This window comes from Microbacterium sp. NRRL B-14842, from assembly GCF_050470785.1.
Window position 1 is genome coordinate 571,859 of record NZ_JBFLUM010000001.1, and the last position, 14,948, is coordinate 586,806.

General features: G+C 70.9%; 10 protein-coding genes. All 10 read left to right on the top strand.

Features of this window, described 5'->3' with window-relative positions; all coding sequences use genetic code 11:
- Positions 1-21 precede the first annotated feature (21 nt).
- The 10 genes from pta to AB1285_RS02950 all read left to right on the top strand — a co-directional run bounded on the left by pta (position 22) and on the right by AB1285_RS02950 (position 14,941).
- Positions 22-2,151, top strand: a complete 2,130-nt coding sequence (gene pta / locus AB1285_RS02905; RefSeq protein WP_370429100.1) for a phosphate acetyltransferase — start codon at positions 22-24, stop codon at positions 2,149-2,151.
- Positions 2,148-3,368, top strand: a complete 1,221-nt coding sequence (locus AB1285_RS02910; protein ID WP_187662166.1) for an acetate/propionate family kinase — start codon at positions 2,148-2,150, stop codon at positions 3,366-3,368. Before pta ends, AB1285_RS02910 begins: the two co-directional genes overlap by 4 nt.
- 99 nt (positions 3,369-3,467) lie before the next feature.
- A complete protein-coding gene (locus AB1285_RS02915; protein WP_187662165.1) occupies positions 3,468-4,226 on the top strand; it encodes a beta-phosphoglucomutase family hydrolase in 759 nt (252 codons plus the stop codon).
- Positions 4,223-6,730 carry a glycoside hydrolase family 65 protein gene (locus AB1285_RS02920; protein ID WP_187662164.1) on the top strand — a complete coding sequence of 836 codons (2,508 nt, stop codon included), beginning with the start codon at positions 4,223-4,225 and terminating at the stop codon, positions 6,728-6,730. The genes AB1285_RS02915 and AB1285_RS02920 overlap by 4 nt, the downstream gene beginning before the upstream one ends.
- A gap of 126 nt (positions 6,731-6,856) precedes the next feature.
- Positions 6,857-9,139: a DNA polymerase III subunit gamma and tau gene (locus AB1285_RS02925; protein ID WP_370429101.1), complete on the top strand. Its 2,283-nt coding sequence runs from the start codon at positions 6,857-6,859 to the stop codon at positions 9,137-9,139.
- Complete coding sequence (gene recR, locus AB1285_RS02930; RefSeq protein WP_025104255.1) at positions 9,139-9,732, top strand: recombination mediator RecR; 594 nt, start codon at positions 9,139-9,141, stop codon at positions 9,730-9,732. Before AB1285_RS02925 ends, recR begins: the two co-directional genes overlap by 1 nt.
- Positions 9,729-10,643 carry a DMT family transporter gene (locus AB1285_RS02935; protein ID WP_187662162.1) on the top strand — a complete coding sequence of 305 codons (915 nt, stop codon included), beginning with the start codon at positions 9,729-9,731 and terminating at the stop codon, positions 10,641-10,643. The genes recR and AB1285_RS02935 overlap by 4 nt, the downstream gene beginning before the upstream one ends.
- Before the next feature lie 81 nt (positions 10,644-10,724).
- Positions 10,725-12,005: an aspartate kinase gene (locus AB1285_RS02940; protein ID WP_025104257.1), complete on the top strand. Its 1,281-nt coding sequence runs from the start codon at positions 10,725-10,727 to the stop codon at positions 12,003-12,005.
- A 346-nt stretch (positions 12,006-12,351) separates the two neighbouring features.
- Positions 12,352-13,422 (top strand): aspartate-semialdehyde dehydrogenase, encoded by a 1,071-nt coding sequence (locus tag AB1285_RS02945; RefSeq protein ID WP_370429102.1) that lies wholly within the window; start codon positions 12,352-12,354, stop codon positions 13,420-13,422.
- A 46-nt stretch (positions 13,423-13,468) separates the two neighbouring features.
- Positions 13,469-14,941 carry a malate:quinone oxidoreductase gene (locus AB1285_RS02950; RefSeq protein ID WP_187662160.1) on the top strand — a complete coding sequence of 491 codons (1,473 nt, stop codon included), beginning with the start codon at positions 13,469-13,471 and terminating at the stop codon, positions 14,939-14,941.
- Positions 14,942-14,948 lie beyond the last annotated feature (7 nt).

The following is a 14,948-nucleotide window of genomic DNA, read 5'->3' on the forward strand; positions in this document are numbered from 1 at the left end:
GCGCCCGCCTAAGCTGGAGCCGTGTCGCGGAGCATCTACATCACCTCGGCCGAAGGCCACACCGGGAAGTCGACGATCGCCCTGGGGGCGCTCGACGCGCTGATGCGCGTGTCACCGCGCGTCGGGGTCTTCCGCCCGATCGCCCGGGCGGTCGCGGAGCGCGACGAGATCCTCGAGCTGCTGCTCGCCCATGACGGCGTCCAGCTCGACTACGAGGACTGCATCGGCGTCACCTACGACGATGTGCGCGCCGATCCGGAGGGCGCGCTGTCGACCATCGTCGCCCGCTTCAAGGCCGTCGAGGCGCAGTGCGACGCGGTGGTGATCGTCGGCAGCGACTACACCGACGTCGCGAGCCCCGCGGAGCTCGGCTTCAACGCCCGGATCGCGGCGAACCTCGGCGCCCCCGTCCTGCTCGTGCTGAGCGGGCGCGACCAGCAGCGGCAGGCCGAGCAGCTCGGCACCACGACCGCGCGGGTGCCCGCCGCCGTCGGCCAGATCGCCGCCCTCGCGCTGCCGGAACTCGCCGAGGAGCGCGCGGAGCTGTTCGCGGTGGCCGTGAACAGGGCCGACCCGGACGGGCTCGATGCCATCGTCGACGCGGTGCGCGCCGTCCTCCCCGCCGGCACCCCGGTCTGGGCGCTGCCCGAGGACCGCGCGCTCGTCGCACCGTCCATCCGCGGCATCGTCTCCGCCGTCGACGGGACGCTGCTCAAGGGCGACGAGGATCGCCTGACCGCGGTCGCGCTGTCCATCGTCGTGGCCGGGATGTCGATGGTGAACGTCCTGCCGCGTCTCACCGACGAGGCCGTCGTCGTGATCCCCGCCGACCGCACCGAGGTGCTGCTCGCCGCCCTCCTCGCCGACTCCTCCGGCACGTTCCCGCGGATCGCCGGGATCATCCTCAACGGTCCCTTCCCCCTGCCCGAACCGATCCTCCAGCTGCTCGACGGCTTCGCCTCCTCGGTGCCGATCATCACGACCGACCTCGGCACCTACGACACGGCGGTACGGGTGATGGGCGCCCGCGGTCGCATCTCCGCCGACTCGCGCGGTCGCTACGACCGGGCACTCGGACTCTTCCAGGCGCATGTCGACGTGGCCGAGCTCACCGAGCAGCTCGGGCTCGCCGAGTCGCACGTCGTCACACCGCTCATGTTCCAGTACGGACTGATGGAGCGCGCGCGGTCCGACCGTCGCCATATCGTCCTCCCCGAGGGCGACGACGACCGCATCCTCCGCGCGGCGGCGGCGCTGCTGTCCCGTGAGGTGGCGGAGCTGACCATCCTCGGCGACGACGGCGCGATCCGTGCGCGGGCGGCGGAGCTCGGCCTCGACATCGCCGGTGCGCACGTGGTGAGCCCCACCGACCCGGCTCTCGTGGAGCGCTTCGCCGCCGAGTACGCTCGGTTGCGCGCCCACAAGGGGATCACGCTCGCGCAGGCCGCCGACACCGTCACGGACGTCTCCTACTTCGGGACGATGATGGTGCACCTCGGACTCGCCGACGGCATGGTCTCCGGTGCCGCGCACACCACGGCGCACACGATCCGTCCGTCCTTCGAGATCATCAAGACGAAGCCGGGTGTGAACGTCGTCTCCAGCGTGTTCCTCATGGCCCTCGCCGACCGCGTGCTCGTGTACGGCGACTGCGCGGTCATCCCCGATCCCACGGCCGAACAGCTCGCCGACATCGCGATCTCGTCCGCCACCACCGCCCGGCAGTTCGGCATCGACCCCCGCGTGGCGATGCTGTCGTACTCCACTGGTGAGTCCGGGTCGGGAGCCGACGTCGACAAGGTCAGGGCGGCGACGGCACTCGTGCGCGAGCGCGCTCCCGAACTCCTGGTGGAGGGCCCCATCCAGTACGACGCCGCCGCCGACGCGGCGGTCGCCAAGGCCAAGCTGCCGGACTCGGCGGTGGCGGGGCGGGCGACCGTGTTCGTCTTCCCCGACCTCAACACCGGCAACAACACCTACAAGGCGGTGCAGCGCTCCGCCGGCGCCGTGGCCATCGGTCCAGTGCTCCAGGGGCTCAACAAGCCCATCAACGACCTGTCCCGCGGTGCGCTCGTCGACGACATCGTGAACACGGTGGCCATCACGGCGATCCAGGCCCAGGGCGACGAGCGATCGGGGGAGGGGGCGTGAGCGCGATCCTCGTCATCAACAGCGGGTCGTCCTCGCTGAAGTACAGCCTCATCGACACCGCGCACGAGGACGAACTCGCCAGCGGGCTCATCGAGCGCATCGGACAGGAGTCCAGCCCTGTCGCCCACACCGTGCGCCCGGAGCCGGGTGACGGACCGTCGGCCACGATGCTCGACGCCACCTACCGCGACGAGCAGCCCATCCCCGACCACGCTGCGGCCTTCGAGGTCATGCGCGCGCAGTTCGCCGCGCACGGTCCTTCGCTCGATGCCCATCCGCCGGTCGCGGTGGGGCATCGGGTCGTGCACGGTGGGGCGCGCTTCTACGCGCCGACCCTGATCGACGCCGACGTCGAGCGGCAGATCGACGAGCTCGCCGTGCTGGCACCGCTGCACAACCCCGCGAACCTCGCCGGCATCCGGGCGGCCCGCGCCGTATTCGCCGACGTCCCGCACGTCGCGGTGTTCGACACGGCGTTCCATCAGACGCTCCCGCCGGCGGCCTACACCTACGCGATCGACGCGCAGCTCGCCGCCGCGCACCGGGTCCGTCGATACGGCTTCCACGGCACGAGCCACCAGTACGTCAGCGCGGCCGCCGCGCGTTTCCTCGGGCGCGATCTCAGCTCCCTGCGGCAGCTCGTGTTCCACCTCGGCAACGGCGCCTCGGTCACCGCGATCGAGGGCGGCCGCTCGGTGGAGACGTCGATGGGACTCACCCCGCTCGAGGGGCTCGTCATGGGGACGCGCTCGGGCGACCTCGATCCGGCCGCCCTCGTGCACCTGTCGCGCCGTGCCGGCTACACGATCGACGACCTCGACGCGCTCCTGAACACCCGCAGCGGGCTGGCCGGCCTCGCCGGTCGCAGCGACATGCGCGACATCCTCGCCGGGGTCGCTGCGGGCGAAGAGGCCGCGACACTCGCTTTCGACGTGTACGTCCACCGTCTCCGGGCCTACGCCGGCGCCTACATCGCCCAGCTGGGCGGGGTCGACGTCGTGTCCTTCACCGCCGGCGTGGGCGAGAACGCGGCCCCTGTGCGGGCAGCGGCGATGGCGACGCTCGGCTTCGCGGGGATCGAGATCGATCCCGCCCGCAACGAGGCGAAGGAGCGCGGCATCCGTGTCATCTCCACGGATGCGTCCGCCGTGACGGTCCTCGTCGTCCCCACCGACGAGGAGCTGCAGATCGCCAGGCAGACCGCCGAGATGCTCTGATCCCGGTCCGGGGTTACCCCGCGCGCGTCACCGCCATTACGCTTGCACAGTGGCACGGAGAGGTGCCGACCCGACCCTCGTCCTTCTCCTGGAGGCTCTGTGCCACACGCGCTGCCCGACCTGTTCCACGCCGACGGTGTGCTGTTCGACCTCGACGGCGTCCTCACGCCGACCGCCGAGGTGCACATGCGCGCCTGGAAGGCGGTCTTCGACGACGTCTTCGCCCGCTGGGACATCACTCCGCCGTACACCGACGAGGACTACTTCGCCTACGTCGACGGCAAGAAGCGCTACGACGGCGTCGCGAGTCTGCTGCGCAGCCGCAACGTCGAGGTGCCGTGGGGCTCGGTGGACGACGACCCGTCGGCCGAGACCATCTGCGGGATCGGCAACCGCAAGAACGCCGCGTTCGCGACCTCCCTCCGCAGCCAGGGCATCGCTCCGTTCCCCGGCTCCCTCGCCGTGGTCGAGGCGCTGCACGCCGCCGGGATCCCGCTCGGCGTCGTCTCCAGCTCGAAGAACGCCGAGGAGGTGCTGGCGGCCGCCGGCATCCGCTCCTTCTTCCGCGTCGTGATCGACGGCGTCGTCGCCGAGCGCGAGCACCTCGCCTCCAAGCCCGCTGCCGACATGTTCGCCGCCGGCGCCACGGCCCTCGGCGTCGACCCGGCCCGCAGCATCGCCGTCGAGGACGCCACCTCCGGTGCCGCCTCCGCCGCCGCGGCGGGGTATGCCGTGGTCATCGGCGTCGACCGCGGAGCGGGCGCCGACGCGCTCCGGGCCGCCGGGGCCACCCACGTCGTCGACGACCTCGGCGTCCTGCTTCCCGCCACCCGTACCGACACCCCGGAGACCGCATGATCGACCGCGACCGCTTCCCCGTCGACCCGTGGCGTCTCATCGAGACGCGCTACTCGGAGGAGGGCGTCGGCGAGACGCTGTTCTCGGTCGGCAACGGCTACCTCGGGCTCCGGGGCAACCACATCGAGGGGCGTGGCGCGCAGGAGCACGGCACCTTCATCAACGGTCTGCACGAGACCTGGCCCATCCGGCACGCCGAGCAGGCCTACGGCTTCGCCGAGGTCGGCCAGACCATCGTCAACGCCCCCGACGCCAAGGTGATGCGGCTCTACGTCGACGACGAGCCGATCTCCCTCGACGACGCGGACGTGCGCGAGTACGCCCGCACGCTCGACATGCGCACGGGGGTGCTCGAACGGCGCGTGGTCTGGGAGACGCCCTCCGGCAAGCGGGTGCGCATGCGGGATCAGCGTCTCGTGAGCTTCGAGGAGCGCCACCTCGCGGTGCTGCGGCTCGAGGTCGTCGTCGAGAACGCCAACGCCCCGGTCACGATCAGCTGCCAGCTCCTCAACCGTCAGGACGGGGCGGGCGTGTATGCCGGCTCTCCGATGACGACCAAGGGCGCCGCCTTCGACCCGCGCAAGGCCGAGCGCATCGCGGACCGTGTGCTGCAGCCGGCCGAGCACTGGCAGGACGGCCTGCGCTCCGCCCTGTCGTATCGGGTCGCCGCGTCCGGGATGACCGTCGCCGTCGTCGCCGATCACATCATCGAGACGGAGAACGACTACAACGTCCGGACGCTCATCGAGCCGGACATCGCCAAGAACGTCTTCCGTGTGCAGGCGAAGGCCGGCGTGCCCATCACGATCACCAAGCTCGTCAGCTATCACTCCTCCCGCGGCGTGCCCCCGCGGGAGCTCGTCGACCGCTGCCGTCGGTCCCTCGACCGGGCCGCGGACGAGGGCGTGGAGACGGTGTTCCGGCGTCAGCGCGAGTGGCTCGACGCGTTCTGGGAGCGCAGCGACGTGCAGATCGGCGGGCGCGACGACCTGCAGCAGGCCACCCGCTGGTGCCTGTTCCAGCTCGCGCAGGCATCGGCCAGGGCCGACGGCGCCGGCGTCCCCGCCAAGGGGCTGACCGGCTCCGGCTACAGCGGCCACTACTTCTGGGACACCGAGATCTACGTGCTCCCCTTCCTCACCTACACGACGCCGCGGTGGGCCTACAACGCGCTGCGGGCCCGGGTGAAGATGCTCCCCGCCGCGCGTCGCCGGGCCGCCCAGCTCAACGAGGCCGGCGCACTGTTCCCGTGGCGCACGATCAACGGCGAGGAGGCCTCGGCGTACTACGCCGCCGGCACGGCGCAGTACCACATCAACGCCGACATCAGCTTCGCGCTGGGCAAGTACGTGCGGGCGACCGGGGACGAGGCGTTCTTGCGTCGCGAGGGTGCCGACGTCGCGATCGAGACCGCGCGGCTCTGGGCCACCCTCGGCTTCTGGCGGGGGTCGCGGCTCGTGGAGCAGTCCGGTGCCGGCGATGGCCTCCAGACGTTCCACATCCACGGCGTCACGGGCCCGGACGAGTACACGACCGTCGTGAACGACAACCTGTACACGAACGTCATGGCGCGGTACAACCTCCGTTACGCGGCCAAGGTCGTGCGGGAGATCCGCGACAGCTACCCGGAGGACTACGCGGCCCTCGTCGAGCGGACGGGTCTCGGATCCGGTGAGGCGGAGTCCTGGGAGCGGGCGGCGGAGGCGATGTACATCCCGTACAGCGAGAGCCTCGGCATCCACCCGCAGGACTCGCTGTTCCTGGAGCGGGAGGTCTGGGACCTCGCGAACACCCCTGCTGACCAGCGTCCGCTGCTGCTGCACTTCCACCCGCTCGTGATCTACCGCTTCCAGGTGCTCAAGCAGGCCGACGTGGTGTTGGCGCTGTTCCTGCAGGGCAACCACTTCTCGCCCGAGGAGAAGAAGGCCGACTTCGACTACTACGACCCGCTGACGACGGGCGATTCGACCCTGTCGGCGGTCGTGCAGTCGATCCTCGCGGCGGAGGTGGGCTACCAGGACCTCGCGCAGAAGTACTTCGAGCAGTCGCTGTTCGTCGATCTGCACGACCTGCACCACAACGCGGCCGACGGCGTGCACGTCGCCTCGGCGGGTGGGGTCTGGACGGCGCTCGTGTGCGGCTTCGGCGGCATGCGCGACTACGGCGGCGACCTCAGCTTCGACCCGCGGCTCCCGGAGTCCTGGCCCTCGCTGTCGTTCCCGCTGCAGTGGCAGGGCACGGCGATGCAGGTGACCGTCACGCGGCACGAGCTGCGGGTGCAGGTGCGCAGCGGTCCTCCGGTGCCGTTCAGCGTGCGCGACAACGCCTACATCGCGACCCTGGAGGACGACGTCATCGTCCCCCTCGCGAACCAGGGGCCCGTGATCCCCGGTCGCCCGACGCTGCAGGAGTTCGCCGACGCCCGCCGCGACGACGGCACCCGGCTCTCCGCCTCGGTCCCGGTGATCACGAGCGCCATCCCCGTCATCGAGCCGATCGACTGACCGCCGACCCACCCCGTTGCGTGCGTCCCACCCCGTTGCGGACGTCCGCAACGGGGTGGTTCGCGTTAAAGAGGCCGGGTCGAGCGAGAGGGGAGCAACGTCGGTGGCACGCCGTAGGCTGGAGGGGTGACCACAGCCCTCTACCGCCGCTACCGACCCGAGACGTTCGGCGAGATGATCGGGCAGTCGCAGGTGACCGATCCGCTCATGACCGCGCTGCGCGGCGACCGTGTGGGTCACGCCTATCTGTTCTCCGGTCCGCGTGGCTGCGGCAAGACCACCTCGGCGCGCATCCTCGCCCGTTGCCTGAACTGCGCGGAAGGGCCGACCGACACCCCCTGCGGGACGTGCCCGAGCTGCGTCGAGCTGTCCAGGGCGGGCGGGGGATCGCTCGACGTCGTCGAGATCGACGCGGCGAGCCACAACGGCGTCGATGACGCCCGCGACCTGCGGGAACGGGCCACCTTCGCTCCGAGCCGCGACCGCTTCAAGATCTTCATCCTCGACGAGGCGCACATGGTCACCCCGCAGGGCTTCAACGCGCTGCTGAAGCTGGTGGAGGAGCCCCCGCCGCACGTCAAGTTCATCTTCGCCACGACGGAGCCCGAGAAGGTGCTGGGCACGATCCGCTCGCGCACCCACCACTATCCGTTCCGACTGGTCCCGCCCGCTGCGATGCTCGAGTACGTCGAGAAGCTGTGTGCGGAAGAGGGCGTGATCGTCGAGCAGGGTGTGCTGCCGCTCGTCGTCCGCGCCGGAGGAGGCTCGCCCCGCGACACGCTGTCGCTGCTGGACCAGCTCATCGCGGGCTCGGACGCCCCGGCCGGCTCGGAGACCGTCACCGTCGGCTACGCGCGCGCGGTGGCGCTGCTCGGGTACACCCACGGGGCCCTCCTCGACGAGATCGTCGATGCGCTGGCGGCGGGCGACGCCGCGACCGCCTTCCCCGCCATCGACCGCGTCGTGCAGACCGGCCAGGACCCGCGGCGCTTCGTCGACGACCTGCTGGAGCGCCTGCGCGATCTCATCGTGATCGCCGCCGTCGGCTCCGGTGCCTCCGCCGTCCTCCGCGGCATCGCGGAGGACGAGCTCGACCGGATGCGCCGGCAGGCCGAGTCGTTCGGCGCCGCGCGCCTCTCGCGTACCGCCGACGTGGTCAGCGCGGCACTGGACGACATGTCCGGAGCCACATCGCCGCGGCTCCACCTCGAGCTCATGGTCGCTCGTGTCCTCGCCGCCGCACCCGGAGGCTCGGCGGCGTCCGGCACCGCCGCGTCGGGCGCGCTGCACCCGCCGGCCACCACGCACCCGCCGGTGGTCCCGCCGGCGACCGCGACGCCGTCTCCGACCGTCGCATCCGACACGGGGAGGACGCCCGCTCCGGCGGCGCCCTCGACGCCCGCGGCGTCGGCTCCATCTGCTCCGACCGCCCCTGCAGACGCGCCCGAGCCTGCGCCCGCTCCGGAGCCCGAGCGCACCCCGGAGCCCGAGAGTACTCCCGAGCCCAGCCACGCTCCGGAGCCCCAGCCCGCTCCGACCCCGCAGTCGTCCTCCGCGCCGTCCGCTCCCGTCACGTTCGAGCGCGTCCGCGACGCCTGGCCGGCCGTGCTGAAGCGTCTGGAAGGCATCAGCCGCACGTCCTGGCTGCTCGCGACCGCCGTGCAGCCCCTCGCCTACGACGGCGATTCCGAGGTGCTGACCCTCGGGTTCACGAGCCAGCACGACGTCGCGAAGTTCAAGGGGACCACGCCGGGATCCGGCCCCTCCGACCACCTCCGCACAGCCATCGAGCAGGAGGTCGGGGTACGTGTCAAGTACCTCCCGGCACCGATGCCACCCGGCGGTGCGCCGCGGCAGCCGGCCTCGTCCGGATCCACCGCGCCGGCCGACGCCGCTCCCGCATCGGAGCCTGCGTCAGCACGGCCCTCCCGCCCGCAGACGCGCGCCGCCACCGCTCCCGTGACGGAGTGGGCGGTCGCCTCCATCCCGACCGCTGACGCCGCGACACCGGCCGCCGCCCCCGCGGCGCCCCTCGCCGTCGACGACGAGCCGGAGGAGGTCGAGGCCGCCTCCGCCGCCCCGACCCCGCCGGCCGACGGCAGGGTCGACCGCGACGAGCCGCCGCTGCCGGGCGATGACGACGCTCCCGCGTTCGACGAGGAGCCGCCGTACGATCCGGCCTACGAGCCCCCGGCTCCGTACGACCGCCCTCCCTCCCCGCGGACGACACCGACGGCGGCCCCGCAGGCTGCCGCGCGCACGGCCCCCGCGGCTGCTCCGCCGGTCGTCATCGAGCGCACCCCCGCCGCGGGCGGCGTGCAGCGCTACGGTGAGGCCGTGATCCGCCAGGTGCTCGGCGCGACGTTCCTTCGCGAAGAGCCCTACGAGCCCCCCACGAGGTTCTCCTGATGTACGACGGCATCGTCCAAGAGCTGATCGACGAGTTCGGCCGCCTTCCCGGTATCGGCCCGAAGTCGGCGCAGCGCATCGCGTTCCATATCCTGCAGACGCCGACGTTCGACGTCGCCCGTCTCGCGGAGCTGCTGACCGAGATCCGCATCCGCGTCCGGTTCTGCGAGATCTGCGGCAACGTCGCGGAGCAGGAGCGGTGCGCGATCTGCCGCGACCCCCGCCGCAACCAGGCGCTGATCTGCGTGGTCGAGGACGCGAAGGACGTCGCGGCGATCGAGCGCACGCGGGAGTTCCGCGGCCTGTACCACGTGCTCGGCGGCGCGATCAGCCCCATCGCGGGCATCGGGCCGGACGACCTCCGGATCGCCCAGCTCATGACGCGACTCGCCGACGGCACCGTGCAGGAGGTCATCATCGCCACGAACCCCAACCTGGAGGGGGAGGCGACGGCGAGCTATCTGAGCCGGCTCCTCACGACGATGCAGATCACGGTCTCACGGCTCGCCTCGGGCCTCCCGGTCGGCGGCGACCTCGAGTACGCGGACGAGGTGACGCTGGGCCGGGCCTTCGAGGGCCGGCGCGTGCTGTGACCCCGCAGTCCGGCTTCTCCCGCCGGGGCTGGCTGCTCTTCGGGGCCATGGCCCTGCTGTGGGGCGTGCCCTACCTCTTCATCAGCGTGGCGGTGGACTCGATCTCCCCGCCGGCGATCGTCGCCGGACGGACGCTGATCGCCGCGCTCCTCCTGCTGCCGTTCGCCCTGCGCAGCGGCGCCCTCCGTGCGGCGCTCCGGCACTGGCCGTGGGTGCTGGCGTTCGGGGCCGTGGAGATGGCCGGACCGTTCCTCCTCCTCGGACACGCCGAGATGACACTGCCCTCCGGCATGACCGGACTCCTCGTGGCCACGGTGCCGCTGTTCGCCGCCCTCATCGCGCTGGGCGGCGGCGACCGCGGCGTGCTGCGTCCCGCCCGTGGCATCGGTCTTCTGGTCGGCTTCATCGGGGTCGCCATCGTCGTGGCGGGTCCCGGGCTCTTCGGGGGAGAGGTGAGCCTGCTCGCGGCCGGGGAGGTGCTGCTCGTCGCGGTGCTCTACGCGATCGCGCCGTTCATCGTGGCGCGCAAGCTGAACGACGTCCCCTCACTCGGCACGATCACGCTGTCGCTGCTCATGATCGGCCTCTTCTACCTCCCGATCGGTCTGCTCACGCAGCATGAGGTGCCGACGCTCCCGTCGATCGGTGCCCTGCTCGCCCTCGCCGTGATCTGCACGGCGCTGGCCTTCCTGGCCTTCTTCGCGCTGATCCGCGAGGTCGGGCCGGTCAGGGCGCCGCTGTTCACCTACGTGAACCCCGTCGTGGCGATCGTGCTCGGCGCGATCGTGCTCGCCGAACCCCTCACTCCTGGACTCCTCCTGGGATTCCCGCTGATCATCATCGGGTGCTGGTTCGCCGCCACCGGAGGACGCCTGCGTCCGGTGACGCCCGTTCCGCCCGCGCCGGCCTGAGCCGTCACATGCGCGGGGCGGCATGCGCGCCGATCGTAGAATGACCGTGGGCGGATCCGCCCGACATCCCAGGGAGTGAACGTGGCCCTCATCGTGCAGAAGTACGGCGGCTCGTCCGTCGCCGACGCAGAGAGCATCAAGCGCGTCGCCAAGCGCATCGTCGACACCCGTCGCGCCGGTCACGACGTCGTCGTCGCCGTGAGCGCGATGGGCGACACGACCGATGAGCTGCTGGACCTCGCGAACGAGGTCGCGCCGATCCCGGCTCCGCGCGAGCTCGACATGCTCCTGTCCAGCGGCGAGCGGATCTCGATGGCGCTGCTGGCGATGGCGATCCACTCCATGGGCTTCGAGGCGCGGTCGTTCACCGGCAGCCAGGCCGGCATGATCACCGACTCGCAGCACGGCGCGGCGCGCATCGTCGACGTCACGCCCGTCCGGCTCCGCGAGGCGCTCGACGAGGGCGCGATCGTCATCGTCGCGGGCTTCCAGGGCTTCAACCGCGATACCCGCGACATCACCACGCTCGGCCGCGGTGGCTCCGACACGACGGCCGTCGCGCTGGCGGCCGCGCTGTCCGCCGATGTCTGCGAGATCTACAGCGACGTCGACGGCATCTTCACGGCCGACCCGCGCGTGATCCCGAAGGCGCAGAAGCTCGACCACGTCTCCAGCGAGGAGATGCTGGAGCTCGCCGCCAACGGTGCCAAGGTCCTCTACATCCGTGCCGTGGAGTACGCCCGCCGGCACGGCGTCCTCATCCACGCCCGGTCGACGTTCTCGTCGGCCGAGGGCACATACGTTCTGGGCGAGGGCATGAAGAACCCTCGCGAAGCCGAGGGAGCAGTCATGGAAGAACCGATCGTCGCCGGCGTCGCCACCGACTTCAGCCAGGCCAAGATCACCGTCGCCGGGGTGCCGGACGTCCCGGGCAAGGCCGCCGAGATCTTCAAGATCGTCGCGAAGTCCGGCGCCAACGTCGACATGATCGTCCAGAACGTGTCGGCGACGGGACGCACCGACATCTCCTTCACGGTTCCCAAGGCCGACGCCGCTGCGGCGCTCAAGGCCCTCGCCGGCGAGCAGACCGAGGTCGGCTTCCAGAACCTCATCCACGACGACCAGATCGGCAAGCTGTCCGTGGTCGGCGCGGGGATGCGCACGCACTCCGGCGTCTCGGCGACCCTGTTCGAGGCCCTGTCCGCCGGCGGCATCAACATCGAGATGATCTCCACCTCGGAGATCCGCATCTCGGTCGTGCTCCGCGACACCGACCTCACCGAGGCCGCCCGCACGGTGCACACCGCCTACGGCCTCGACGGCGACGCGGAGGCCACGGTCCACGCCGGCACCGGTCGCTGACCCCCTCACGAGCTCCCTCTTCTCCCGCCACCGCAGGCTTCCGCGCCTGTTCAGGCCGTGCTGCCCACGCTCGCCTGCGCCCGCGGGCTCTCCTGTTTCCGCGGGTCTGCCTGTTCTCGCGCGCTCGCGCCACCGCAGGCTTTCGCGCCGACGCAGGCTCTGTCGCCCACGCTCGCCTGCGCCCGCGTGTCAGCGTGCTCTCGCGAGCGGCGTACGGAGGAGAGCCGAGGGGAGCGTGGCGCGATAGACTCGCGGAAACCCTGACACCGGCGCCAGGCGCAGCCTCAGCATCCCGACGCCGCGCCCGAAGCCTCGTACGCCGTACCGCACGAAGCCAAGGAACATCATGACCCGCATCTCCGAATCAGGACTCTCCGTCGCCATCGTCGGCGCCACCGGCCAGGTGGGCACCGTGATGCGCGAGATTCTCGCGGAGCGTTCGTTCCCGATCCGCGAGCTGCGGCTGTTCTCGTCGGCGCGTTCCGCCGGCACGGCGATCGAGTTCGGCGGGCAGACGGTGCTCGTGGAAGACGTCGAGGCGGCCGACCCGTCGGGCATCGACATCGCCCTGTTCTCCGCCGGTGCCACCGCCAGCCGGGCATACGCGCCGCGCTTCGCCGAGGCCGGCGCCGTGGTCGTCGACAACTCCAGCGCCTGGCGCATGGACCCCGAGGTCCCGCTCGTCGTCAGCGAGGTCAACCCGCACGCGATCGACGACCGCCCCAAGGGCATCATCGCCAACCCGAACTGCACCACGATGGCCGCGATGCCGGTGCTGAAGGTCCTCGACGCCGAGGCCGGCCTCGAGCGCCTGATCGTGTCGACCTACCAGGCGGTGTCCGGCTCCGGACTCGCCGGCGCGCAGGAGCTGCTCGGTCAGGTCGAGGGCGTGCTCGCGCAGGGTGACACCCTCCGCCTGGTCCACGACGGCTCCGCAGTCGACTTCCCCGAGCCCGAGAAGTACGTCGCCCCGATCGCCTTCGACGTGATCCCGCTCGCCGGCAACCTCGTGGACGACGGGGACAACGAGACCGACGAGGAGAAGAAGCTCCGCAACGAGAGCCGGAAGATCCTCGAGCTGCCCGACCTCCGCGTCGCCGGCACGTGCGTCCGGGTGCCGGTGTTCACGGGCCACTCGCTCTCGATCCATGCCGAGTTCTCCCGCGATCTGACGCCCGACCGCGCCAGGGAAGTGCTGAGCGCGGCGCCCGGTGTCGTGCTCGACGAGGTGCCGACCCCGCTGCAGGCCGCGGGCAAGGACCCGAGCTTCGTGGGCCGCATCCGCGCCGACCAGTCGGCTCCGGAGGGCAAGGGCCTCGTGCTCTTCATCAGCAACGACAACCTCCGCAAGGGGGCGGCGCTGAACGCGGTGCAGATCGCCGAGGTGCTCGCGGAGCGTCTCGCCCCGGTCTCCTGACGGCCGCATGGTCTGCGGTGTCCTGCCCGCGAACTAGACTGTTCGAGTGACTGAAAACGTCGATGTCGTCCTGATCGGCGGTGGCATCATGAGCGCCACCCTGGGTACCCTGCTGCACGAGCTGCAGCCGGACTGGAAGATCGTCGCCTTCGAGCGGCTGTCGGACGTGGCGCAGGAGAGCTCGAATCCCTGGAACAACGCCGGGACCGGGCACGCCGCGCTGTGCGAGCTGAACTACATGCCGCAGCAGGGCGATGCTCCGCTCGACCCCGCCAAGGCGATCTCGATCAACGAGCAGTTCCAGCAGAGCCGCCAGTTCTGGTCCTCCCTCGTCGAGAAGGGTGTGCTGGACGAGCCGTCGACCTTCATCAACGCGACACCGCACATGACGTTCGTGCGCGGCGAGAAGGACGTGGCGTACCTCAAGAAGCGTTACGAGGTGCTCAAGGAGCAGCCGCTGTTCGCGGGTATCGAGTACAGCGAGGACTCCCGCGTCATCAACCAGTGGGCGCCGCTGCTCATGCAGAAGCGCCGCAAGGGTGAGCCGTTCGCGGCCACCCGGGTGCCCGCCGGCACGGACGTCGACTTCGGTGCGCTCACGCACCAGCTCTTCGGCCACCTCCGCGACTCGGGCGTCTCGGTCCGCACGAACCACGAGGTCAAGTCCCTCACGCGTCAGAAGGACGGCACCTGGCTCATCAAGTACCGCACGACGATCGGCCGCACTCCGAACGAGATCAAGGCGAAGTTCGTGTTCGTCGGCGCGGGCGGGTGGGCGCTCAAGCTCCTGCAAAATTCCGGCATCCCCGAGATCAAGGGCTACGGCGTCTTCCCGATCGGTGGACAGTTCCTCAAGACGACCAACCCGAAGATCGTCGCGCAGCACAAGGCCAAGGTCTACTCGCAGGCCTCGGTCGGCGCCCCGCCGATGTCGGTCCCGCACCTCGACACGCGTGTCGTCGACGGCGAGGCCTCGCTCATGTTCGGCCCGTTCGCGACGTTCAGCCCCAAGTTCCTCAAGAACGGGTCGATGCTCGACATCGTCACGCAGGTCCGTCCGCACAACCTCTGGCCGATGCTGCGGGTGGCTTTCGCGAACCCCGACCTCATCACGTACCTCATCAGCGAGCTGATGAAGAATCACCGCAAGAAGGTCGACAGCCTCCGCACCTTCATGCCCACCGCGAAGGACGAGGACTGGACGCTCATCGACGCCGGTCAGCGCGCCCAGGTCATGAAGAAGGACCCGAAGAAGGGCGGCGTGCTCCAGTTCGGAACCGAGGTCGTCGCCGCCGGTGACGGGTCGATCGCGGGCCTCCTCGGTGCGTCGCCCGGCGCCTCCACGGCCGTGCCGATCATGCTCGACCTGCTGAAGAAGTGCTTCCCCGGCGAGTACCCGGGCTGGGAGTCGCAGCTGCGCGAACTCATCCCCACCTTCGGCCGGAAGCTCAACGGTGACGCGGAGCTCGCGGAGGAGTCCACCACCGCCACTGCCGCCGTCCTCGGCATCAACGCCTGACCCGGGA